The sequence below is a fragment of the Caldithrix abyssi DSM 13497 genome (assembly GCF_001886815.1).
Lineage (GTDB): Bacteria > Calditrichota > Calditrichia > Calditrichales > Calditrichaceae > Caldithrix > Caldithrix abyssi.
On record NZ_CP018099.1, the window covers coordinates 1,619,867 to 1,645,628 of the forward strand.

The following is a 25,762-nucleotide window of genomic DNA, read 5'->3' on the forward strand; positions in this document are numbered from 1 at the left end:
TATCGACAGAATATGAAATCGAATTAATTTTAATCAAGTAATTTTACAACAATCGATTGCTCCGTTCAGTGAAATTGATCACTTTTAAAAGCGGCTCAGGCATAGCTGTTGTTTTTTAATTTAAAAAGTTCTTTGCCAGACCAATGTTTAATATTGAAGCGGGAGGAACGAACCACCAGCGCCGCTTTATACCCCTGAGGGGCGGGAATTTCTGACAGCTTCCATTGTTGCAGGGCTTGCGGATCGTGTTCGGTTGATTTTAATACGGCCGGTTCGGAGGGCTTAAGGCTAACAGAGAAGCCCGAAAGGGGGATGGCCAGCCCTTTGCCCCTGGCCTTGATGTAAGCTTCTTTTCTAGTCCATGCATTAAAAAAACCTTCGGCATAAAGATGAGACGGCAGCGAATTCAGTTGCTCAACTTCATCTGCTGAAAAAAAGCGGCCGGCCAGTTGAGGCAAATTGAGGTCGGGACGCATCTTTTCAATATCGATGCCTATTTCAAACTTTGGGCTGAGGCCGATTAAGGCCCAGTCGTAGGAATGCGAAACATTGAAAAAAATGGGATGATTCTCAAGATAGGGCTTTCCGTGGGAATTTAATTTGAACTGTATTTTAGCAGGATCAAGCTGACAGTAGGCGGCAATTAAAAGACGCAACGCAGCGCGGCTGACGACAAACTGCGCCCGCGCCGACGGCACACGAAATTTTTGCGCCCTGTGCCGTTCGTCCGCGCTTAAGAACGGCATAAAGCGCTCGCTGTGTTCCACGGGCAGCAGCCAGACATGAATTTCGTTCGCATCCTTAAAACGAAAAGGGCATTGGCGCCACTCGATCCATTCTGTCATCAGGTGTTCGCTAAATTAAAATGACTGCTGATATCGGTTAATATGGCCTTCAGCAGGTTAACCTTTTGCTGCAATAAATAAAAGTGATCGCCCGGGAAAAGCCGGATGTTGAAGCTTTGAGTGGTAAAGCTGCGCCACTTTTCCAGGTCTTCGCGCGGCGTAGAAGGATCCTGGATACCGCCCAGCGCCGTCAGCGGCGTATTCAATAATCCCGAATTTTTATGCGCATAGGTTTCACAGATTTTAAAATCGGCCTTCAGGATGGGAAACATCAAATCCATCAATTCCTTATTTTCCAGCGCTTCTTTGGGCGTTCCGTTGTACTCTTTAATTTTAGCCAGAAACTGCGGCTTGGGCAGGTGATGGATTTCCGGCTCGTGGCGGGGCGTGCCCGGCGCGCCGTGGCCGGACACAAAGAGGTGTTCCGCCCGTTTGTTTAATTTATTTTGTAAATAAAGCGCCACTTCAAAGCCCAACAGCGCGCCCATGCTGTGGCCAAAAATGGCAAAAGGCTTATCCAGGCTGGAAGCAATGCCCCGGGCAATGGGCTCGATGAGTTCATGAATGTCTTCGGCCAACGGCTCGGAAAGGCGCGTACCGTGGCCAGGCAGTTCTACTGCCCGCAGTTCAACTGATGGGGGAAGAATGGGCGCCCAGCCGCGAAAGCTGTGCGAGCTTCCCCCGGCAAATGGAAAACAAAGTAGAATTATTCTGGCCGCCGGACGCGGCGTCGGAATAACAAGCCATTTATTTTGATTCATCATCTCTTTCAGTTCATCTTAAACCATTTACATTAATTGTGGTGCGCAGGCAAAAGTAAAGATCAGGCTTCATTGCCCGCCTGTTTTTCCAGCTCTTCCATTTTTTTACGTAAGCTCAACGGCCGCATATCGGTCCACACTTCTTTAATATAGGCCAGGCATTCTTCTTTGCTGCCTGTTTTACCCACGTCTTTCCAGCCCAGAGGATTTTCACGGTCGGCCGGCCAGATGGAGTATTGTTCTTCATGGTTGATCACCACTTTGTACACGGTTTTATCTTCACGTTCTTCGCGACTCATAATACCTCCTTTTTATTTTTCTTCGTCAATACCCAATTCTCCTGGTTGTAAATATCGGATTTTATAGAAAACACCTGAGGTTTTCATTTCTTCTTCTTCTTCCCATTTGCTGCGATAAGATAGAAAACGCTGGTAATGAGGGCTTAAAGAAATGAGCACGACCAGCAGAATAATGATGGAACCCAGAATTACGAACAGCAGTGGTATGTTTTGATCCAGTAAATCGGCGATCACGCCGCCCAGCCCCATACCCAGCGGGGCAATGCTGCCGGTAATGGTGGTTACTACGCCGAATACGCGACCGCGAATTTCGGAGGGAGTGGTCATCTGTACCAGCGAAGTAATATTGACCATCACAAAGCCGCTGAAAAAGCCCTGTAAAAACATCACCGCCATGGCTTGATATTGATTGTGGCAAAAGGCCAGCATAACGGTGGACAGCGCTTCGAAAACGGTAAAAATGATCACCAGATTTTTACGCGTGCTGCCTTTTAACTTAAATATGCCTACCACGGCGTAGCCAATGGTGGTTCCCAGGCCAAAAATGATTAACATGTAGCCGAACCACTGAAAAGAAACACCCAGGTAATCACGCACAAAAAAGGGCAGTAAAATCATCACCGGCGCAGAGAAAAAAGAGATAAAAATGGAGATGAATACCAGATGCCGCAGGCCTTTACGGCTCCATATATAGTGAAAGCCTTCTTTAATGTCCCGCGTAAAATCTCTGAACTGATCTTTAAACGTTTTGGCTTTTTCCGGAATCTTTTGCGGAATTTGAATAAAACTCTCGCTAAAGGCTGAAAAGATGAAGGTTAAACCATTGAGCAGGGTGAGCAGCGGCGCGCCCAGCCAGGCCAGAATTTGAGCGCCCAGCCCCTGTCCGATCAGCCGGCTGATCTGGCGGGAAAATTGGCCCAGCGAATTGGCCGCCGGAATTTTATCTTTGGGCACAATATCCGGCAACGCGGCGCCAATGGCCGGCATAAAAAAAGAGGTGATGGTGGCCGAGGTTACGCTCACTACCAGCAATCCAATAAAGATGATGGATCGGTTCTCCGGAAAAAAGTAAAACAGAACAGAAAGCAGAATGATGGTTATGCCGTTTAAAACATCGCTCCACACAATGATCGATTTGCGCGAATAACGATCGGCAAAAACGCCGGCAAAGGCGCCCAAAATTACTGGCGGAATCCCTGACGCCATACCTAACAGGCCCACAAGACTGGTGGAATTAAATGTTTCTGTGACCCAGATAATCATGGCAAATAGAAAAAGCTGCGTGCCGATCCGGCTAACAAACTGTCCTTGAAACAGCAAAAGATAGTTTCTGTTAAAGAACTTTTGCGGCTCCGAATTAACGCCACGCTCCGCTTCTGTAATAGGCGCTGCCTGAGATTTCATATTGGATTACTTCTACTTTTTGATTAACTAAATTGCACTAAATATGATAAAAATTTAAACATAATGCTAACATTTTAACGTTAAACACAACCAAAGCCCCTTCCCTAACTTTTGTACCCCCAGTTTTCAAAGGCCATGGCCCATTCCGTTTGAAGCCTTTTTTTCAACCGTTCCGGAAGCGGCTCGTAAATGTTTTTCTGATAGCTCTGATTCTGTTCAAGATAGTTCCGGAAATTGCCTTCTACTTTTTCAAAATTCGGAAAGGCGTAATAATCGTATATGTTACGTAAAACGCCCATTGGCTCCTGTTCCAGTTGCGAAAAGGATACTTCTAATAACTGCCCATCGGGGATCAAAGCTCTGTCTGCAAAGTACGCCTGGTGCATTCTTTGGTAGTGGTCGATAATGTCATCCTCAATGTTGCGCTGTTTTTTCCCCTGGAACGAAGAACGAACGACCGCCGTGCGGTACATCTTAAAAGTCGAACGATAAACATCGTACGGATGACGATGAATATGAATAAACTTGGCTTTGGGGAATAAGTCCAACAACAGTTTAACGCGCGCCGTATTGACCGGCGATTTAAGCAAAAGCTGCTTTTTGTGTTTGTAGGTTATCTTTTTCAAAAAATAAAGATAGTGCGTTTTCCAGGTATTGATTTCAGACTCTGGCACCTCGCTGAATGTCAAGTACCTTTCGTAATGATCGCGATTTTTGGGGAATACCCAGCCCAGAAGCGGGGTCATCAAACTCATTACGCCCACCGCGAACTCTTCTTCGGCGGGGCTGTCGATACGAATTTTAACGTTATCGGTAGGGCGCGTTGCTGCAACCGCTTTTGCTCGTCTGTGTTCAAAAATATTCTGACGCACCAGAAAGGTGTGCGGATTTCTGCATTCGAAAATATTAGGGGAAACAAAGTTCGCATCCTGAACCATTAAATTTTGCAACAGTGTGGTGCCGCTTCGCCAGTGCCCCAATATAAAAACCGGCGGCTGATCTAAGGAAGTATCGTTTATCGCTTTGCCAAATTGAACGTCTTCGCGTTTTTTATCTTTCGTGTTTTTAAAACTATAAATGGTAACAATCCATACTTTAGGCAACGCCGAAAGATGAAATTGACAACGATTTTTATTTAATAGATTAAACCAGTCCTTCTTTAAGATTCCAATAATACTGTCCATTTTTTGGCTTATTCCCCAAAATCCTTTTCTCTCTTTGCTCAAGAAGAATATTGAATTAAGCTAATATTTAACGATTTTTACCTTCACTGGTTTTGATGTTAAGCAAAAGATAGACGTAAATTCCATTTTTTCATTCTGCTTAAAGATCTTTTAACAACCGGTCAATCTTATCGGCCACAATCTGGACATGAGGCTGCAGCAGCATGGAAATGTGATCACCCGGCACGTCGATGATCCGCACCTTTTGCACCATCTTAGCCCAGCCCAGATCGGGCGGATCGGCCTTGGCGTTCTCTTCGGAACGCAACAGAACAATCTCGCCCTCGTACGGTTTTTGGCGGTAATTAACCCAGGCCATGATTTGTGTTTCGTTGACCAGAATGTAACGTTTAAAATCATTTAATCGCACAAAACGAGGAATGACCTTATGTTTTTTGGCCTTTTTAATCACAAACTTAAACTGGCTGGCTTCATCCAGTGTGCGCAGGTAATCGATGTCTAACTTAAAGTAACGCTTAAACATATTGACCAGCATCTCGGCGTTATCGGCCGGTTTTTCGTAGGTGACGTCCGGGCCCTGATCCAGCTGCAGAACAAGGGCCACTTCGTCTCCCATGGCTTTGAACTGCCGGGCCATTTCATGTACGATGATTACGCCCAGAGACCAGCTGGAAATTAAATACGGACCGTGTGGTTGTTTTTGTTTAATGGTCTGAATATAGGCGCTTGCCATGTCTTCCACGGTTTGATGCAAAGGCATTTTGCCGTCCAGTCCCTGCGCCTGGATGCCGTAAACCGAACGATGAGTCTTTAGCAGTTTGGCCAGTTCGGCGTAGTGATGCACGCTGCCGCCGGAGGGGTGGACAAAGAACAGCGGCTGACGGTCGTCTCCACTTTTAAGTTTAACCAGCGTGGCGCCAGATTCAAACGGCGCGTCTTCTTCGATGAGTCGAGCCATGTGTTCGATGGTCGGTTCACGGAAAAAGCTGACCAGGTTCACATCCTTGCCCAGTTTTTGTTCAACCGCCGTCAGCAGCTTCATGGCCAGCAGGGAATGGCCGCCTAATTCAAAAAAGCTGTCGGTAACGCCAATGGTGGTAACGCCTAAAACCTCTTTCCAGATGTCCACCAGGCGGGCTTCCAGCGTGTTGCGCGCCTTTACCGTCTGTTTTACTTCGCCCGATTGATCAAATTGCGGAACCGGCAGGGCGCGGTAGTTAATTTTACCATTGGGCGTTAAAGGAAATTCATCCAGCAGAATAAAAGCCGCAGGCACCATGTAGTCCGGCAGGATTTTTTTAATTTCTTGCTTAAGAGCTGCCAGGTCAAACTTTTCCCGCTCTTCCACCAGCAGATAGGCCGCCAGCGCCGTTTCGTTTGTCGTGGTTTTTACGGCGTTAACGGCCGCGCCTTTTACGCCTTTGTGCTGGCGAATGGCGGCTTCAATTTCGCCCAGTTCCACGCGAAAACCACGGATTTTTACCTGTTTGTCGATTCTGCCCAAAAATTCCAGATTGCCGTCCGGTAAAAAGCGCACCAGGTCGCCGGTTCTGTACAGCCGTTCTCCTGGCTTTTCAGAAAAGGGATTGGGCACAAAACGTTCGGCTGTTAAATCCGGGCGATTTAAATAGCCGCGCGCCAGGCCGGGCCCGCCGATGTACAACTCGCCCGGCACGCCAATGGGCTGGTGAATCATGGCCCGATTTAAAACGTAAACCTGCACGTTGTGTATGGGATGGCCAATGGGCACCGTATTGCCTTTCAACGGCTCCTCAACGTTGTACACTGTGGCGCAAACCGTGTTCTCTGTGGGGCCGTAGCCATTGACAAAACGACGGCCCTGAGCCCATTTATTGGCAATCTCCGGCGTGCAGGCTTCGCCGGCGCTGGTAATATTTTTAAGGTGCGGAAAATCCTGCGGATTGAGCACGTTAAGCAGCGACGGGGGCAGGGTTACATTGGTGATTTTGTACGATTTTAAGGCGTTTACCAGTCCGGTGCCGGAGAGCAATGTTTGACGATCGATCAGATAGAGAGTGGCGCCGTTGATCAGCGTGTTAAAAATTTCTTCTACCGAAGCGTCAAAACTGAACGATGCAAATTGCAGCGTACGGCTTTGCGCGTTAACCCCGTAAAATCCGCCCAGAGAAAATACCAGATTAACCAGCCCACGATGCTGGAGCATCACTCCTTTGGGCCTACCGGTAGAGCCGGATGTGTAAATGATGTACGCCAGGTTCTGCGGTCGATTGACGATTTGCGGGTTGTCGGCCGGTTTGGCTTTTAAAACGGATTCGATCTCTTCCTGAATTATCAACTGACCGCTAAAATCGGAAAATTTCTCTTTGAGCTGCTGGCTGGTGATCAACCATTTTGCCCGGCTGTCTTTTAACATGTAGTTCAGTCGATCCGACGGGTATTCCGGATCGATGGGCAGATAGGCCCCGCCGGCTTTTAAAACCGCTAAAAGGCTGATGATCATTTGCTGCCCGCGTTCCAGTGAGATGGCCACGATTTTTTCCGGCCCTACGCCGATCTCTCTCAGGTAATGGGCCAGTCGATTGGCGCGGATATTCAATTGTTCAAAGGTTAAACGCTCGTTTTCGTAAACCACGGCCGTTTTGTCCGGCGTGCGGGCAGCGCGTTGTTCAAACAGCGTTTGAATGCAAACATCCAGCGGCGGCTCCGATGGAATCCGATTCCATTCTCTGGTGAAGAGCTTCAACTCCTGTTCGGTAATCAAAGATAGAGTAGAAACGGGCTTTTGCGGGCTTTGCAAAACATCTTCCAGCAATTTTTGAAAATGGTTGTGCAAACGCTCAATGGTCTCTTTGCGAAACAGATCGGTGTTGTACTCAAACTCGGCAAACAAACCGTCTTCCGTTTCCATGACCACCAGCGACAGATCGTACTTGGCTATTTTTTGTTCGGGAATGATCGGCTCCAGACGCACATCGCTTAACTGAACGGGCTGCACCGGCGTGTTTTGCATGACAAACATGACCTGAAAGATGGGCGCATGGCTCATGTCGCGCTCCGGCTGCAGAATTTCAACCAGATTTTCAAACGGCAGGTCCTGATGCGCGTAAGCCTCCAGCGTATTTTTGCGCACGCGTTGCAGCAGGGTTACAAAATCGGGATCATCGTCAAACTCGCCTTTTAACACCAGATTGTTGACAAAAAAGCCGATCAGGTTTTCCAGCTCGGTCTGGCGGCGGTTGGCGATGGGCGAACCGACCAGGATGGAATCCTGCCCGCTGTAGCGGTGGAGCAGCGCCTCAAAGGCAGCCAGCAGCGTCATAAACAGCGTGGCGCCGTTCTCTCGCGAAAAGGCTTTCAGCCGCTCCAGCAGTTCTTTGGGATAAAGCCGGTCTAAGCTGGAACCGTTAAAGGTCTGAACCGCCGGCCTGGGAAAATCGGTGGGCAGGTTCAGCGGCTCGGGGTTAAGCCCGATGGTTGATTTCCAGTAATCGATTTGCTCCTGTAGCACGTCGCCGCTCAGCCATTCGCGCTGCCAGACGGCAAAATCGGCGTACTGAATGGGCAAATCGGGCAGCGGGGGAATCATCTCTTTTAAGTAGCTTTCGTAAACCTGCGCAAATTCGCGAATGAGGATGCTCACCGACCAGCCGTCGGAAATGATGTGGTGCATGTTAAACAGAACCACGTGCTGGTCGTCGGCCAGTTTAAGCACCTTAACGCGGAACAGGGGCCCGATTTCCAGATCGAACGGTTCCATGGCGTCTTCGGTAGCCAGGCGCAGCGCTTCCCGTTCGCGTTCTTTTTCCGGCAGATGGGTTAAATCCACCACCGCCGGTTTGATGCTAAGCGTCTCTTTGATGACCTGCACCGGCGTACCGTTTTTATTGGCAAAGGTCGTGCGCAGGGTTTCGTGACGCTCCACCAAAAAGTTTAAGGTCTTTTCGAACACCGGCAAATTGAAGCGACCGCTAATTTTTAAAGCCGTGGGAATGTTGTAAGTGGCATTGTCCGGCGCAAGCTGATCCAGAAACCACAAACGCTGCTGAGCAAAAGAGAGCGGAATGTCCTGATCGCGCGGTATGCGCTTAAACGGCGGCAACTGCGGTCCTTTTTGCTTTAAACGCTGCTCCTCAATAACGGTTACCAGCTGGGCGACGGTGGGATTTTCAAAAATGCTGATTAAAGGAATTTCCACGTTAAATTCATCGCGGATGCGCGAGGCCAGCTGCGTGGCCAGCAGAGAATGTCCGCCCAGGTTAAAGAAGCTTTCGGTAACGCTGACTTTTTCCAGATTCAAAATTCCAGCAAAAATGGCGGCCAGCGCTTCTTCTTCCGAAGTGCGCGGCGCCACGTATTTTTCGGCCTGCAGCGCCTCATAATCGGGCGCGGGCAGGGCGCGACGATCGATTTTGCCGTTGGGCGTAAGCGGAAAGGCTTCCAGAAACAAAATGGCCTGCGGCGTCATGTAGTCCGGCAGCGATTTTTTGCAAAACGCTTTTAACGCTTCGGCGTCCGGTTCTTCCTCCCCAGAAGCCACGCAATAGGCGGCAAGCAGTTTTTGACCGGGCTGATCCTCGCGCACCAGCACAACGGCATCTTCCACCTGCGGATGCTGCATCAGCACATTTTCGATTTCTTCCAGTTCGATGCGGAAACCGCGAATTTTAACCTGAAAATCGATGCGTCCTAAAAACTCAATGTTGCCGTCCGGCAGAAAACGCGCCAGATCGCCGGTTTTGTAAAGACGCTGACCGGGCTTTCGGGCAAAGGGATGGGGCACAAAGCGCTCGGCGGTTAAATCGGGGCGATTTAAATAGCCGCGGGCCAGATTGACGCCGCCAATGTACAGTTCGCCCGGCACGCCTACCGGCAGTACCATCATCTCTTTATTTAGAATGTACAGCTCAACATTGCCAATGGGTCGGCCAATAGGCACTGCGCTGCCTTTGGGCTTTTCGGTCACAAAATAACGGGAAGCGCAAACCGTATTTTCCGTTGGCCCGTAAGCGTTTAAAAAGCGGAGGTGTTTATGCCATTTTTGCGCCAGTTGCACCGAGCAGGCCTCGCCGGCAGAAATTAGAGTTTTTAGCGACGGCACTTCCTGCGGATTGATCAGCGAAGAGACCGAAGGCGGCAGGGTGATCACAGAAATCTGGTAACGGTTGATGGCCTTAGCCACGTCCAGCATTTCGTCGCGGTCAATCAGGTAAAGGGCGGCGCCGCTGACCAGTGTGGTAAAAATTTCGGAAACCGAAGCGTCAAAGCTGAAGCTGGCAAACTGCAGCACGCGACTTTCCGGCTGCAGAGCGAAATCTTTAATCTGCTCCAGCGTCAAATTAACCAGACCGCAGTGCGCCAGCATGGCGCCTTTGGGCTGGCCGGTGGAGCCCGAAGTGTAAATCATGTAGGCCAGATTTTCCGCTTCGTTGATAATGGGCGGATTTTCTGACGGTTGCCCGGCAAGCTCTTTTTCCAGAGCTTCAAAGGTCAAAATTTGAACATCGTACGCTTCAAACAGCGGTTTTAGTTTTTCCTGCGTCAACAACAGGGGCGGACGGGCGTCCTGCACAATGTAGGCGATGCGCTCCGGCGGGTAGGCGGGATCTACCGGCAGGTAAACGCCGCCGGCCTTCAGGATGGCCAGCAGGCCGATGACCATTTCTGGCGAACGTTCCACCGAAATGGCCACGGGAATTTCCACTTTAATGCCCCGCGCGCGTAAGTAGTGCGCCAGTCGATTGGCCTTTTCATTCAACGCTTTAAAGGTTAAGGTTTGATCTTTGTACACCAGCGCCGGTCGACCGGCAAATTGTTCAACGGTCTGTTCGAACAGCGCTTGAATAACTGCCTGTTCCGGCAGGGCAGCGTCCGTCTGGTTCCACTCTTCTACGATCTGTTTCTTTTCCTGGCCGCTAACCAGTTCCAGACGAGCCAGCGGTTGAGCGGGCTTTTCGACCAATTGCTTTAACAAAATTTCAAAATGGCGCGCCATGCGTTCAATGGTGCTCTTCTCAAAAAGATCGGTATTGTACTCAAATTCGTAAAAATAGCCCTCAGGACTTTCGGCCATGACCAGCGTCAGGTCGAATTTGGCCGTGCGTTCTTCGGCTTCTAACACTTCCAGACGAATGGTGGGAAATTCCATGCTCTGGCTGCCGGGCGGGGTGTTTTGCAGCACGAACATTACCTGAAAAAGCGGCGAATGGCTCATATCGCGTTCCGGCTGTAGCACCTCTACCAGTTGTTCGAACGGCAGATCCTGATGGGCGTAGGCGCCCAGGGTGGTTTCGCGCACCTGCGCCAGCAGTTCTTCAAAGGTGTTTACCAGATTAAAATCGGAGCGCAGCACCAGGGTGTTGACAAAGAAGCCGATTAAATCTTCGGTGGCGCGGTAGTTGCGATTGGCAATGGGCGAACCGACCAGAATTTCGTCCTGATTGGCGTAGTGGTGCAACAGAGTTTGAAAGACGGCCAGCAAAGCCATGAAGGGCGTTACCGAGTACTGCTGCGCCAGGCGATTCAATTTTCCAGAGATGTCTTCAGGCAATTGACCGGCCACCGCATCGCCGTTAAAGGTTTGCACCGGCGGGCGCGGATGATCCAGCGGCAGGTTTAACACCGGCGGATTAATACCGATCTTTTCTTTCCAGTAATTGAGCTGTTCTTGCAAAACATCGTCTTTAAGCCAGCTGCGTTGCCAGGCTGCAAAGTCGGCATATTGAATGGGCAACTCCGGCAGCGGCGAAGGCAGCCCCTTGCTGAACGCCTCGTAAAGCGCGCCCACTTCGCGCATGAACACGCTGGTGGACCAGCCGTCGGAGATGATGTGGTGCATGGTGAACATGAAAATAAAATCGTGTTCGGACAGTTTTACCAGTTGCAAACGGAACAGCGGCCAGCGATCCAGCTTAAACGGTTGCATGGCGTCCCGGTTCAGCAGCCGACGCACTTTTTCATCCCGATCGCTTTCGTTTTGCAGATCGATAATCGGCAGTTCGAAGGACACGTCATCCAGAATCTTTTGCGCCGGCTGACCGTTGTTGTTCACAAAAATGGTGCGCAACACTTCGTGACGACGGATGATTTCATTAACGGCCTTCTCTAATGCCTGAACATTAAGCTGGCCCTTAATGCGCACGGCGGCCGGAATGTTGTAAAAAGGGCTGTCCGGTGAAAGTTGATCTAAAAACCAGAGACGCTGCTGGGCAAATGAGAGCGGCAACTGGCCGCTGCGCGGCTGGCGCGTCAGCGGCGGTATTTTAACGCCTGTGGTTTGCAATCGTGCTTGCTCGATCTTTAAGGTGAGTTCGGCAATGGTCGGAGCCTCAAACAGATCTTTCAGCGGCAGTTCCACGCCAAAGGCCTCGCGAATGCGCGACATCAACTGCGTGGCCAGCAGCGAGTGCCCGCCCAGCTCAAAAAAGTTGTTGTGCACGCCCACCTGCGGCAGGTGTAAAATTTCTTGCCAGATGCCGGCTAATATTTCTTCGTCCGGCGTGCGCGGCGCGACCCATTCTTCTTGTTTTTCACTCTGCGCGTAATCGGGACGGGGCAGGGCTTTGCGGTCGATTTTGCCGTTGGGCGTCAGCGGAAAACGTTCTAACAGCACAAACCAGCCGGGCACCATGTAATCGGGTAATCGTTCTTTTAAAAAGGCCCGTAAACTTGCCTCGTCAAAGGTCTCTTTGTCGGCGGGAATGATGTAAGCCACCAGACGCGGATCGTTGGCAAAATCGCTGCGCACTACCGCCACCGCGTCCTGCACCTGATCGTTTTCCTGCAAAACATTTTCGATTTCGCCCAGTTCGATGCGGTAACCGCGGATTTTAACCTGATGATCCACGCGGCCGATGAATTCTAATTGTCCATTTTTCAGGTAACGCACCAGGTCGCCGGTTTTGTAAAGGCGCGCGCCGGGCTCATTGGAGAAAGGATATGGAATAAAACGTTCGGCCGTCAGGTCCGGGCGCTTCAGGTAGCCGCGCGCCACGCCTATCCCGCCGATGTACAGTTCGCCGGGCACGCCAATGGGCGTTGGCTGCAGATGGTCGTCCAGTACGTAAACGCGCGTGTTGAAGATGGCCTGTCCGATGGGCACAGAGCCGCTTCCGTGCCACTGGCGAGCTTCGAATACCACACAGCCGACCACGGTTTCGGTAGGACCGTACTCGTTAAACAGCAGAGTCTCCGGCGCGTGCTGCTGCCAGAACTCAATCTGGTCGGCGGTCAGGTTTTCGCCGCCAATGATGAAGGCGTGCGTTAAATCGGCCGCTTCGTGAGGCGGAATTTGCTTGCTCAATAGTTCCAGATGGGCCGGCGTTATCTTAATTAAACTGAAATTGCGGTAGCGCAGCAGGGCCTCTCCCAGGGCGTCGATTTCCGTGTCGTCCGGCAGCAGGTAAACCGTTTTGCCGGTAATAAGCGGCGAGTAGATGGCCGTTACCGTGGCGTCGAAGGCCAGGGTGGAATGCACCAGCGAACCGATTCCCTTTTGCACCGGATAGGTGGAAACGATCCAGTTAAGGTAGTTGGACAGTCCCTGATGGTGGATCAGCGTGCCCTTGGGGCGGCCGGTGGAACCGGAAGTGTAGATCACGTAACAAAGGTTTTGCGGTTCAATGGCCAGGCCAGGATTGGCCTCGCTGCCGGTGGCAATGGCCAGCCAGTCGGTGTCTATTTTGATGAGCGCCGCCTGATGAGCGGGTAATTTTACGGCGGACTGTTCGCTGGTAATGATCAGTTTTAGACCGGCGTCTTCAATCATGAATTTAAGCCGTTCCTGCGGATAATTTACATCCAGCGGCACGTAAGCAGCGCCGGCTTTTAAAATGCCTAAAAGCGCCGCTAACATTTGCGGCGAGCGTTCCACAGCCACGCCGATCAGTTGATCGCGCTGTACGCCGCGCGCTAACAGATAATGGGCCAGTTGATTGGCGCGTTGATTGAGTTCGGCGTAAGTCCACCGCTGTCCTTCCATCTCCACGGCTATGGCCTCGGGGCTGGCGGCGGCCTGACGCTCGAACATGTCCACCACGGTGCCAGTGAGAACGGGCAGCGCCTGTTTGCCGTTCCAGGCTTCCAGCAGTAAACGTTTTTCTTCCGCAGGGAGGAAGTCAATACGGTCAACGGGCGTGTCGGGTTGTTGAACCAGCGCTTCGGCCAACCGCGTAAAGTGCCGCACAAAGCGCTCAATGGTGTCTTCGTCGAACAGATCGGTGTTGAATTCCAGCGCGCCGCTGAAGTGGTCGGCTTCTTCTAACATAAAGAGCGTCATGTCGAATTTAGCGGTTTTGCTGTGCGCTTCGATGGGCTGCAGCTGCAGTTCGGAATGCGGCGCCTGCATTTCGGAGCGGCCAGAAGTTTGCAGCGCGAACATCACCTGAAAGATGGGGGAATGACTCAAATTACGTTCCGGCTGCAGGGCGTCGACCAACTTTTCAAATGGCAGATCCTGGTGGGCATAGGCGGCAAGGGCCGTTTCGCGTACCTGTTTGAGTAGCTGTAAAAAGGAAGGCCGATCTTCAAAACGCGTGCGGATGGCCAGCGTATTTACAAAAAAGCCGATCAGGTTTTCGATTTCCGGATGATTTCGATTGGCAATGGGCGTGCCGATGACGATGTCGTCCTGGCCAGAGTAGCGGTACAACATGGTTTGAAACAACGCCAGCAGGGTCATGAATTCCGTGGCGCCTACTTTATGTGCCAGCTTTTTTAAAGCGCTGGATACTTCCGGCGACAGGTGGAAGGTTTTGTAAGAGCCGTTAAAGGTTTGCACGGCCGGACGCGGCCGATCAGTCGGCAGTTCCAGCACCGGCGGGGCGCCGGCTAATTGTTCTTTCCAGAATTCGATCTCTTTTTCCAGTACTTCGCCTTTTAACCAGTTACGTTGCCAGTAGGCGAAATCGGCGTATTGAATTTGCAGCGGCGGCAGGGGCGAATCGTCCCCGCGGCTAAAAGCGTCGTAAATGATGGCCATTTCGCGTAGCAAGACGTTGGTGGACCAATTGTCGCCGATGATGTGGTGCATGATTAAGATGATAACGTGTTCGTTGATGCCCGTGCGCACCAGCTCCAGGTGAAAGAGCGGCAGACGGTCAATGGCAATGGAACGCCAGGCCTGCTCGTTAACCAGACGTTCCACTTCGGCCTGGCGCTCGGCAGGGGGCAAATGCGTTAAATCGGTAACGGGAATTTTTACTTCAAACGGTTCGTGAATGACCTGCGCGGGTTCGCCGTCGCGGTTGTGGAAGGTAGTGCGCAGCGCCTCGTGACGCTTAATCACCTCGTTCAGGCTGCGTTGCAACACGTCCACTTTAAGGGGCCCGACAATGCGGTAGGTCTCCGGTAAATTGTAAAAGGGGCTGTCCGGCTCGAGCTGGGCCAGAAACCACAGACGCTGCTGGGCAAAAGAGAGCGGCAGCTCCTGATCGCGGCTGACCGGCACGATGGGCGGTATTTGAATGCCCTCGCTGGCCAGCTTTTGTTGATCGATGGCCATGGCCAGGCCGCCGACGGTTGGTTTTTCAAAAACGTGGCGCAACGGCAAATCGATGCCAAAACGTTCTTTAATGCGCGAAACCAGCTGCGTGGCCAGCAGAGAGTGTCCGCCTAATTCGAAGAAATTGTGGTTCGATCCCACTTTTTCCACCGACAGCAGTTGACTGTAAATTTCCGCCAGAACTTCTTCGGTTGGCGTGCGCGGCGCCTCGTATTCCATTTCGATGGTTTCCAGCAAAAGCTTTTGATCCGGTCGGGGAAGGGCGCGGCGATTGACCTTGCCGTTGGGCGTTAGAGGCATCTCTTCCAGCTCCACAAAAGCGGAAGGCACCATGTACTCCGGCAAACGATCCAGCAGAAAATGGCGTAGTTCTTTGTTGGTCAGCGACTTTCCGGCGGCGGGCACAAAGTAGCCGATCAATTTTTTGTCGCCTGGCGTGTCTTCGCGCAGCACAACCGCGGCGCTCTGGATGTCCGGATGCTCGTTCAGGGCCGTTTCGATTTCGCCCAGTTCCACTCGGAAGCCGCGAATTTTAACCTGATCGTCGGCGCGCCCTAAAAATTCAATGTTGCCGTCCGGCAGGTAGCGGGCCACATCGCCGGTTTTGTACATGCGCGCGCCGGGCTGGCTGCTGAAGGGATCGGGTAAAAAGCGCTCGGCGGTTAAATCGGGACGGTTAAAGTAGCCGCGGGCCAGCCCCATGCCGCCCACGTACAATTCGCCGCGTACGCCAATGGGCACGGGTTGTAAAAATTCGTCTAAAATATAAACAGTCATGTTTTCGAAGGGTTTGCCAATGGGCACCAGCCGGTCGCCGGGCATGTTCAGTTCCCGGCTTTCAAAATAGGTGCTGTCGATGGTGGCTTCGGTCAGACCGAATGAGTTGATTAGCCGTGTTTCAGGACCGGTAAAGCCTAAAAACTTTTTATACTCGCTGACGTACCAGATGTCGGAGCCGGCGATCAAATTGCGGAAAAAGTCCAGCTTCTGGTTGGTTTCTTCCAGGTACTGGATTAAATTGCGCAGCACGGCCGGCACAAACTCGGCAATGGTAACCTGTTGGCTACGCATCAGATCGTAAAGTTCGGCTGCTTCCAGTAAAATTTCGCGCGGCGTAAGCACCAGTTTTCCGCCGGAACAAAGTCCGCGCGTCCAGTCGCCGGAGAATACGTCAAAGGAAAAACTGGCCATTTGCAAGTGCGAACGCGCCCGGGTGCGCAGTTCGTAGGCTGTTTCCCAGGCCAGATAGGCGTTAACCAGCGAGCGATGTTGAATCATGGTTCCTTTTGCTTTGCCGGTAGAGCCCGAAGTGTAAATCATGTAAACCAGATTTTCCGGCGTAACCGGAAAAGCCGGGTTGTCATCCGGCAATTGGGTAAATTGTGCCCGGTCTTCGTCCATTAAAAGGACGCGCCCCTCAAAGTGGGGAAGCAGGTCTTTTAAACTACTCTGGGTGATTAAAAAGGTAACGCCGGCGTCTTCTAACATGTAGTTAAGCCGCTCTTCCGGGTAAGAAGGATCAAGCGGCAAATAGGCGCCGCCGGCCTTAAGTACGCCAAGCACGGCCACCAGCAGATGAGCCTGACGCTCGAGCATCACGCCCACCACGGTTTCCGGACGAACGCCCTGTCGGTGCAGCAGACGCGCCAGTTGGTTGGCCTGCCTGTTGAGCTGGTCGTAGGTCAGCGTCTGATCGGGCGCCACCACAGCCGGAGCGTCTGGCGTTTCGGCCGCTCTTTTTTCAAACAGATGGTGAATGCAAAGGTGCGGATCGCGGGGCGCCTGGGTGGCGTTCCATTCCACTAAAATGCGCTGCCGTTCGTCCGGCGCAAGAAAGTTCACATTCAGCACACGCTGCTCAGGATCTTCCACCAGCGCTTCGCACAATTGTTTAAAATGGCGTCCCAAGCGCTGAATGGTGGAGCGGTCAAACAGGTCGGTGTTGTATTCGATGTCGACGATCAGGCCGCTGCTGCCTTCTGTAATGGAAAAGGTCAAATCGTGTGTGGAAGTGCCCATGTCCACGTCAATCTGTTCAAAGGAAATATCTCCCACGCGCGTGCCTTTCATGGGCGCGTTTTGCAGAATGAGCATCACCTGAAACAGGGGCGGGTAGCTCATGTCTCGCGCGGGCTGCAGGGCGTCAACCAGATACTCGAAAGGCAAATCCTGATGATCGTAAGCGTTTAAGGTAATGTTTTTTTCGCGTTGCAAAAATTCGCGAAAGGTGGGGTTGTCGTCCAGGCGGCTGCGCAACACCAGGGTATTGATGAACAGTCCGATCAGCGGTTCGATTTCTGCACGGTTGCGATTGGCAATGGGCGTGCCAATGCTGATGTCTTTTTGGCCGGAGTAGCGGGCTAATAGCGTTTTTAAAGCCGCGGAAAGCACCATGAACAGAGTGCCGCCTTCGCGCCGCGCCAGTTGATTCAGTTTGTTGGTCAATTCAGCCGGAAAGATCACGCGTTCCGACGAACCGACGTTCGATTGAATTTGCGGTCGCGGTCGGTCGGTCGGTAATTCTAAGGGGGGGGGATTGTCGCCCAATTGCTCTTTCCAGAATTGGAGTTGTTCCTCCAGAACTTCGCCCTGTAAATATTCTCGTTGCCATTCGGCAAAGTCGGCGTATTGAATTTCCAGTTCGGGCAGGGGATTGGGCAATCCCTGACTGAAGGCGGCGTATATGGCCGTGATTTCTTTGACCAGCACGCCGATCGACCAGCCGTCGGAAATGATGTGGTGCATGGTGATCAGTACCACATGGTCGTTTTCGCCGGCTTTCAGAATTTTTACGCGGAACAACGGCCCTTTGGCCAGATCAAAGGGCGTGCGCGCCTCGACCGTGGCCAGTCGTTTAATTTCCGCGTCTTTTTTGTCTGCGGCAAGGGATGTCAGGTCGACCAGAGGAATTTCCAGCTTCATCTCCGGATGGATGATTTGCATGGGCTCGCCGTTTTGCGCCCAGAAAGTGGTGCGTAAAATTTCGTGGCGCTCGATGATTTCGTTAATGACCTTTTTAAAAATTTGCACATCAAAGGCCCCGCGCACGCGAATGGCCAGCGGAATGTTGTAATATGGACTGCCAGGCTCAAACTGATCTAAAAACCAGAAACGACGCTGCCCGAAGGAAGAAGGAAACACGTAAACTTCGTCTTCGTCAAAAGGCGTTGAATCGAATGCTTCAAATTCTGTAGTCTGGTCAACGGACATTTATCTTTCCTTTTTTAAATGTTTTTTTTTATTTTAGCCCTCATCCCCAACCCCTTCTCCCAAAGATTGGGAGAAGGGGCAATTAAGGTCAAGGCATTGCGTAAAAGGTAACGATTCTTTTCGTTGAGCGAAATTCCTGCTCACTTTATCAGGTTTTTTTATTTAGCCCTCATCCCCAACCTCTTCTCCCAGAAACTGGGAGAAGGGGCAAATTAGATCAAGGCATTGCGCAAAACTAAAGTTTTTATTTACTGAACGAAATCTTTTCCTCCTTAACCACTCGGTGGTGGCAAAAACTGTTTTTAATCTATGGCGCTCCATTTTTCATGCCAAACTACTTTGTGGAGTTGTTTCTCTTTTTAGCCCTCATCCCCAACCCCTTCTCCCAAAGATTGGGAGAAGGGGCAATTAAGGTCAAGGCATTGCGTAAAGTTGTAAAGTTTGCCCTCCTTGAACGAGATCTTTTCCCCCTCTCCCACTTTGTGTGGGGGAGGGGGATTAAGGGGGTGGGGGCAAATTTCGGGCAATTTAATCAAAGCATTGCGTAAAATTCAAAGTTTTCCCTTGAACGAAACTCTTTCCCAATTTGTTGGATTGTTACCGAATTTAAGTAACACGCCTTAAAAACTTTAACTAATCTTTCGTCTTGAAAAGACATTCTTCTATTTTATTGAAAACCTCATCAATATTGTTAAGTATTTCTTCATTTTTAAATCTTAGTATTTTAAACTGTTTTAATTGGATTATTTCTTTTCTATGTTTATCGTATTCTTTTTGTTTTTCGTGAATTCCCCCGTCAATTTCAATGATCAGTTTGGCTTTTGGGCAAATGAAATCGCAGATAAAAAATTTCTGCCTTTGATTATATTCGTAAAAGACTGGCTTTTGTCGTCTGAATTTCAGTCCTTTAAAATTTTTATTTCTTACATGTTGCCAAAAAATTTTTTCAGCATCAGTTTGATTCTTTCTCAAATGTCTTGCTGTTTGTAAAGCCAATTTTCTGACTTCGGGTTTAATTCTCATAGCCCTCATCCCCAACCCCTTCTCCCAAAAATTGGGAGAAGGGGCAAGTAAGGTCAAGGCATTGTGTAAAGTCGTAAGTTTTCCCACTTTGGACGAATTTATTTCCCTCTCTCCCACTTTGTGGGGATTAAGGGGGCGGGGAAACACCCCTACCGCAGTTGATCCTTCTTCATTTTTCTTCTCTCTCTGGCCACACGCTTAATCTGCGGCGCGGCTTTGGCCGGTTGTTGTTTTGCTTTTTCCACCTCTTCGGCCAGCCCTGCAACGGTCGGTTTTTCAAACAGTTTGATTAACGGCATTTCAACGCCAAAGGTTGTGCGCAGTCGCGACATAAATTGCGTGGCCAGTAGCGAATGGCCGCCCAGTTCAAAAAAGTTGTCGTGGATGCCCACTTTTTCGATATTCAGCAGTTCGCCGACAATTTGCGTCAATTTTTCTTCCACATCGTTACGCGGCGCAATGTATTCCGCCTGAACGGCCGAACGATCCAATTGCGGTTTGGGCAGCGCCCTGCGGTCGATTTTGCCGTTGGGCGTTAGCGGCATGGCATCCAGAAAAACATAAGCCGAAGGCACCATGTAGTCAGGCAGTTCTTTACTTATCTGATCGCGAATCTGACTGATTTCGGGCTGAGGTTCATCGCACACCAGATAGGCCACCAATCGTTTGTCTCCGGGAATGTCTTCGCGAGCCATGACCACCACATCTTTAACCTGCGGCACTTCGCGCAGTACGGCTTCGATTTCGCCCAGTTCGATGCGGAAACCGCGTACCTTCACCTGCAAGTCGATGCGTCCTAAAAATTGGATGTTGCCGTCTTCCTGGTAGCGAACCAGATCGCCGGTGCGGTACAGGCGGTCGCCCTGTCGTCCGCTGAAGGGATCAGGCACAAATTTTTCAGCAGTGAGGTCGGCGCGGTTTAGATAACCGCGCGCCAGACCAACACCGCCAACGCATAGTTCCCCGGGAACTCCCACAGGGACAGGTAGCAAGTTTTGATCCAGTATGTAAAGTTCAAAGTTGCCAATGGGTTTGCCGATCGGCGGATCATTTTCCTGCGCCGGATCGGCATTGTACATGGAAGCGCAAACCGTGGTTTCGGTCGGCCCGTAGGCGTTGACGAACTGACGCCCCACGCCCCAGATTTTGACCAGCTCCTGCGGACACTTTTCACCGGCGGTAATGATGGTTTTCAACGCCGGCAGTGGTTCGTGCGGAAAAACGGCCAGAACCGAAGGCGGCAGGGTAACGGTGGTTACCTCTTTTTCTTTCATCTTTTGCACCAGCAAATCGCCGGATGCCAGAATCTGGCGGTCAACCAGGATCAATGCCGCGCCGTTTAGCAGGGCCATCACGGTCTCCCAGACAGAGGCGTCAAAGCTCAGTGACGAAAACTGCAGAATGCGGCTTTGCGCAGTAATGTTAAAGGCCTTACGCTGTTCGTTAGCAAGATTCAACAATCCGCGATGGGGCAGCAGAGTACCCTTGGGTTTGCCGGTTGAGCCCGAGGTATAAATCACATACGCCAGATTCAAGGGCGTGGTAATGTTCGGAAGATTTTCTTCCGGCTGAGGTTCAATTTGCGCCCATTGACTGTCTAAGGCCAGGGTCTGCGCCCCAAAGTTTTGCAATCGCTCCTGCAAGGGCTGTTGGGTCAGCACGATTTTAAGTTGCGAATCGTGGATCATGTACTGCAGGCGTTCGTCCGGATAGGCCGGGTCGAGCGGTAAAAAGGCTGCACCCGCTTTAAGGGCGGCCATGATGCCCACGATCATCTCCAGCGAACGTTCCAGGCAAATGCCCACACGATCGTCCGGTTTGATGTTTAATGCGCGCAGGTAGTGGGCCAGCTTATTGGCCTTGCGGTTTAGTTCTTCGTAAGAGAGTGTTTGACCGTTGTGTTCCACGGCCAGTAATTGGGGCTGCTCCTGCGCCCATTGCTCAAACTTTTGATGCGCGCACAAATGGCGGTCAAACGGCGTTGCTGTCTGATTCCAGTCGTGCAGCAAGGTTTTCAGTTCGTCTTCGGAAAGATAATTGATTAAATCGATCGGTTGATCCGCATCTTCGGTTACGGCGCGTAAAAAGTTGAGCAGGTGCTGTTGCATGCGTCGGATGGTCGATTCTTTGAACAGGTCGGTATTGAATTCAAAATCGAAATTGAAATGGTCGCCCGCTTCGGTAACGATCAAACTCAGGTCAAACTTGGCCGAACCGGCTTCTTCTTCGGCCGAACGCATGGTCAGGCCGGGCAATTCAAAGCGCGCTTCCGGTAGGTTTTGCATGACGAACATCACCTGAAAGAGCGGCGAATGACTCATCTCGCGTTTGGTGACCAGCGCATCCACAATCTGTTCAAACGGCACGTTCTGATGGGCGTAAGCGTTCAGCGTGTTTTCACGGATTTGCTGCAGCAGTTCGCTAAATTCCAGCCGTTCGCTGAAATCGCCTTTAATGACGATGTTGTTGACGAAAAAGCCAATGAGTTTTTCCGTTTCTGAACGATTACGATTGGCGATGGGCGAACCCACCAGAATTTCATCCTGTCGGCTGTAGCGGTGCAGCAGCGACTGAAAGGCGGCCAGCAGGGTCATGAACACGGTTACATTGTTTTCCCGGCTAAGTTCTTTAATCTTTTGCGAAAGCTGCGGATCAACTTTAACAGAAATGGTTTTGCCGTTAAAGGTTTGCACGGCCGGACGCGGGAAATCGGTTGGCAGTTCCAGAACAGGCGGATCCATGCCCAGGGTTTGTTTCCAGAAATCCAGTTCCTTTTGCAGTGTTTCGCCCTTTAACCAGTTTTGCTGCCACACGGCGTAATCCACGTACTGAATTTCCAGCTCCGGCAGACGCGCTTCTTTGCCTTCCACAATGTGTTTGTAAAAAGTGGCAATTTCTTGCATAAAGATGCCCATGGACCAGCCGTCGGAGATGATGTGGTGCATGGTTAATAAAATAACGTGCTCCTGTTCGTTCAGGCGGATCAACTGCGCGCGGAACAGGGGACCGGTTTTTAAATCAAAGGGTTTGCGATTTTCTTCCAGCGTCAATTTTTTAAGCTGCTGCTTTTGCTCTTCTTCGGGCAGTCCGCTCAAATCGGTGACCGGCAGTTTAACCGGCTGCGCTTCATGGATGACTACAAACGGTTTGCCGTTTTCGTCGTCAAAGGTGGTGCGCAGGGTTTCGTGGCGTCGCACCACCTCGCTCAAACTTTTTTCCAGCGCTTCCACGTTCAAATCGCCAATCAGGCGTACGGCGCCCGGAATGTTGTAAAAGGAGCTGCCTGGTTGTAGCTGATCCAAAAACCACAGACGCTGCTGCGCAAAAGAGAGCGGCAACTTTCCGCTGCGGTCGGCCTTTTCGATGGGCGGCGCCTGCAACTGGCCTTCGCCGGCCTTGTACGCCTGCAGGCGCATGGAAAGCTGGCGCACGGTGGGAAAGGCAAAAATCTCCTTTAAAGGAATTTCCACATCAAAGGCATCGCGAATTCTGGAAACCAGTTGTGTGGCCAGTAAAGAATGTCCGCCCAGATCGAAAAAGTTGCTGCTTACGCCGACGCGCTCGACTTTTAAGATATCTTCCCAGATGGAAGCCAGTAATTCTTCTTCCGGCGTGGAGGGCGCCACGTATTCTTGAGCAATGCGGTCGGCCTCTTCCGGATCGGGCAGAGCGCGGCGATTAACTTTACCGTTGGGCGTTAACGGGAATTTCTCCATCTGCACATAAGCGGCCGGCGTCATGTATTCCGGCAAATGACCTTTGATGAATTCATGAATTTCACTGCCGTCAACGGACTGGCCTTCTTCCGGAACAAAGTAGGCGACCAGGTATTTGTCGTCGGGATTGTTGCCTCTGGCCGTTACCACGGCATCCTTAACCGCCGGGTGTTTGAGAATCTGGGCTTCAATTTCGCCTAATTCAATACGAAAGCCGCGAATTTTAACCTGGAAATCGACGCGCCCGATGAATTCGATCTGTCCGTCTGGCAGGTAGCGGGCCAGATCGCCCGTTTTGTACAGCCGCGCGCCCGGCTCGCTGCTAAAAGGATCGGGTATGAATTTTTCTGCCGTTAAGTCGGGACGGCTCCAATAGCCGCGTGAAACTCCGGCGCCGCCGATGTGAATTTCGCCGGGAACCCCAACCGGAACCGGTTTGAGTCGAGCGTCTAACAGGTAAATTTTGGCGTTGGCGATGGGCCTTCCGATGGGCGCGCTTACCGTATCGTTTTCATGCCGCTCATCCACCGTTCCCCAGATGGCGCCGATTGTGCCTTCTGTTGGGCCGTAACCGTTAACAAAATGGAATTTGTTTTTGAAGCGTCTGGCCAGCTCCCAGGGGCAAACGTCGCCGACTGAGATGATGGTTTCTATGGATTGCAGGCGCTCTTCGGGCAGTAAGGTTAACAGCGAAGGCGGAAAGGTGGCGGTTGTCACGCGTTTGCGGTTTAAAAAATCGACCAGTTTATCGATGGAAAGCAGCGTTTCCCGCTCGATCATTTGCACGGTTGCGCCGCCGGTCAGGGCGGAAAAAATCTCGCTGGCGGCCGCGTCAAAACTAAACGATGCTATTTGCAACATGGTCTTGCCCGGACCGAGATTAAAATCGGTTACCATGTTTTGCAAGAAGTTGATCATGCCGCGATGCTGCAGCATCACGCCCTTCGGCTTGCCGGTAGAGCCGGAGGTGTAAATAATGAACGCCAGATTTTGCGGCGCATTCACATGTTCCGGATTATCTGTGGGCTGCGCTTCGATTTGCGCTTTGTCTTTCCACAATGAGATGAGTTGCAGATTTTGTTTTGAGAAGCGGTCAAACAGGCCGTCTTCTGTAATTAACAGGCGGATACCGGAATCTTCAATCATGTAATCGATGCGTTCCTGCGGATAGTCGGGATCGATGGGCAGGTAAGCGCCGCCCGATTTTAAAACAGCCAGGGCGGCAATGACCGTTTCCAACGAACGGTTGAGAGAAATACCCACAATGGTTTCGGGTTTAACGCCTTTCTGCCGCAGAAAGTGGGCCAGTTGATTGGCCTTTTGATTAAGCTGCTGGTAAGTCAGCGTTTGATCCTGGAAATCAACGGCAATGGCCTGCGGCTGTTTGGCGGCCTGCGCTTCAAAAAGCTGCTGGATGGTTTTGTCCTGCGGAAAGGGCTTTTTCGTTCCGCTCCACTCGTTTAAAAGTTTTTCCTTTTCCCGGGCGTTGACCAGCTCAATATCGGCCAGTGTTTGTTGCGGATTAAAGACGATCTGTTCCATCACGCGTTCAAAATGATCGTGCAAACGTTCGATGGTTTGCCGATCAAAGCGATTGGCGTCGTAGGCGATGTCCAGCGTTAAAGTCTGTCCCGGCGCCGTAACAATGGTCAATGGGTAATTTGTCTTTTCGACGGATCGGACATCTTTAATTTGCAAAGAAGCGCTGGATTGCGAAAGAGTCTCGCTTACAGGGTAGTTTTCAAAAACCAGTAGCGCTTCAAACAAGGGCTGGGCGCCGGGAACGTCGCTCCATTTGTGGATGTTGACCAGCGGCGTGTATTCGTATTGGCGCATTTCCGCGTTTTGTAACTGCAGAGTCTGGAGCCAGTCTTTAACTTTTACTTGCTCGTCGATTTGAACGCGGATGGGAAGCGTGTTAATAAACAACCCGACCATGCCTTCGATGCCGGGAATTTCCGTTGGCCGGCCAGATACCGTGGAGCCGAAAAGCACATCGTTCTCAGAACTGTATCGGGCAAGAATGAGCGCCAGCGCGCCCTGAAACAGGGTGTTGAGCGTAACCTGATATTCTCTGGTAAACTGTTCCGCCCGGGCGGAGAGCTCTTTGCCGTACTCTCTTCTTATTTTGGGGTATTCATTGCCAGGTCGGTCGGTTTTGCGATCGACCACCAGCGGGGTGGGCGCGTAAAAGCCGGCCAGTTTTTTTCGCCAGAAGGCTTCGGCCTTTTGCATGTCCTGCGCTTTTAACCAGGCGATGTAATCGCGGAAAGGCCGGGCTGCAGGCAGGTGTACCGCTTGATTTTTTTCGTAACCTTCATAAAGCTGAAATAGCTCTTTTAAGATAATGGCAAAGCCCCAGCCGTCAAAGAGCAGGTGGTGGTGACTCCAGAGAAAGAAGACTTCGTTTTCGTTTAAACGGATCAATTTTATGCGCATCAGGGGCGCTTCGTTCAGATCAAATCCCTTTTGACGCTCCGTGTCGATTAGCGCGTCGATTTGAGCCTTTTGTTGATCTTTGGGCAGGTTGCTCCAATCCTGCACGTCAAAGGGCAGCTCAACTTCGTGATAAACGACCTGCAGGGGCTCTTCCAGGTCTTCCCAGACAAACGCGCTGCGCAGTACATCGTGCCTTTGCAGTAAGGCATCCCAGGCCTTTTTAAATGCCTCGATATTCAAATTGCCCACAAACGTGCAGGCCAGCTGTTCGGTGTAAACTTCGCTTTCTGGAGCAAAAAGCGTGTGAAACAGCATTCCTTGCTGCATAGGAGAAAGCGGGTAGATGTCTTTAATGTTTTCGCTCATCTGAACTGCCATCCTTTTTTTCAGAATATTTATGT

The 25,762-nt window shown here is 51.2% G+C and carries 8 protein-coding genes; all 8 read right to left on the minus strand.

The window, feature by feature from the left end:
- Positions 1–95: 95 nt before the first annotated feature.
- Positions 96–845, minus strand: a complete 750-nt coding sequence (locus tag Cabys_RS06425) for a 4'-phosphopantetheinyl transferase family protein (RefSeq protein ID WP_006929420.1) — start codon at positions 843–845, stop codon at positions 96–98.
- Positions 845–1,609, minus strand: a complete 765-nt coding sequence (locus Cabys_RS06430; RefSeq protein WP_044281231.1) for a thioesterase II family protein — start codon at positions 1,607–1,609, stop codon at positions 845–847. Before Cabys_RS06430 ends, Cabys_RS06425 begins: the two co-directional genes overlap by 1 nt.
- Positions 1,610–1,668: 59 nt before the next feature.
- The gene (locus Cabys_RS06435; protein WP_006929422.1) at positions 1,669–1,905 is read right to left on the minus strand and encodes an MbtH family protein; all 237 of its coding nucleotides are present in this window, start codon (positions 1,903–1,905) and stop codon (positions 1,669–1,671) included.
- Between the two features lie 12 nt (positions 1,906–1,917).
- Entirely contained in the window at positions 1,918–3,309 is a 1,392-nt protein-coding gene (locus Cabys_RS06440; protein WP_006929430.1) for an MFS transporter, read from the minus strand.
- A 104-nt stretch (positions 3,310–3,413) separates the two neighbouring features.
- Positions 3,414–4,493 (minus strand): sulfotransferase family protein, encoded by a 1,080-nt coding sequence (locus Cabys_RS06445; protein WP_006929431.1) that lies wholly within the window; start codon positions 4,491–4,493, stop codon positions 3,414–3,416.
- Between the two features lie 139 nt (positions 4,494–4,632).
- On the minus strand, positions 4,633–18,183 hold the full coding sequence (locus tag Cabys_RS06450; RefSeq protein ID WP_006929432.1) for a non-ribosomal peptide synthetase: 13,551 nt from the start codon (positions 18,181–18,183) through the stop codon (positions 4,633–4,635).
- A 633-nt stretch (positions 18,184–18,816) separates the two neighbouring features.
- Positions 18,817–19,293: an endonuclease domain-containing protein gene (locus Cabys_RS06460; protein WP_217183930.1), complete on the minus strand. Its 477-nt coding sequence runs from the start codon at positions 19,291–19,293 to the stop codon at positions 18,817–18,819.
- Between the two features lie 62 nt (positions 19,294–19,355).
- Positions 19,356–25,727: a non-ribosomal peptide synthetase gene (locus Cabys_RS06465; RefSeq protein ID WP_006929434.1), complete on the minus strand. Its 6,372-nt coding sequence runs from the start codon at positions 25,725–25,727 to the stop codon at positions 19,356–19,358.
- Between the last annotated feature and the right edge of the window lie 35 nt (positions 25,728–25,762).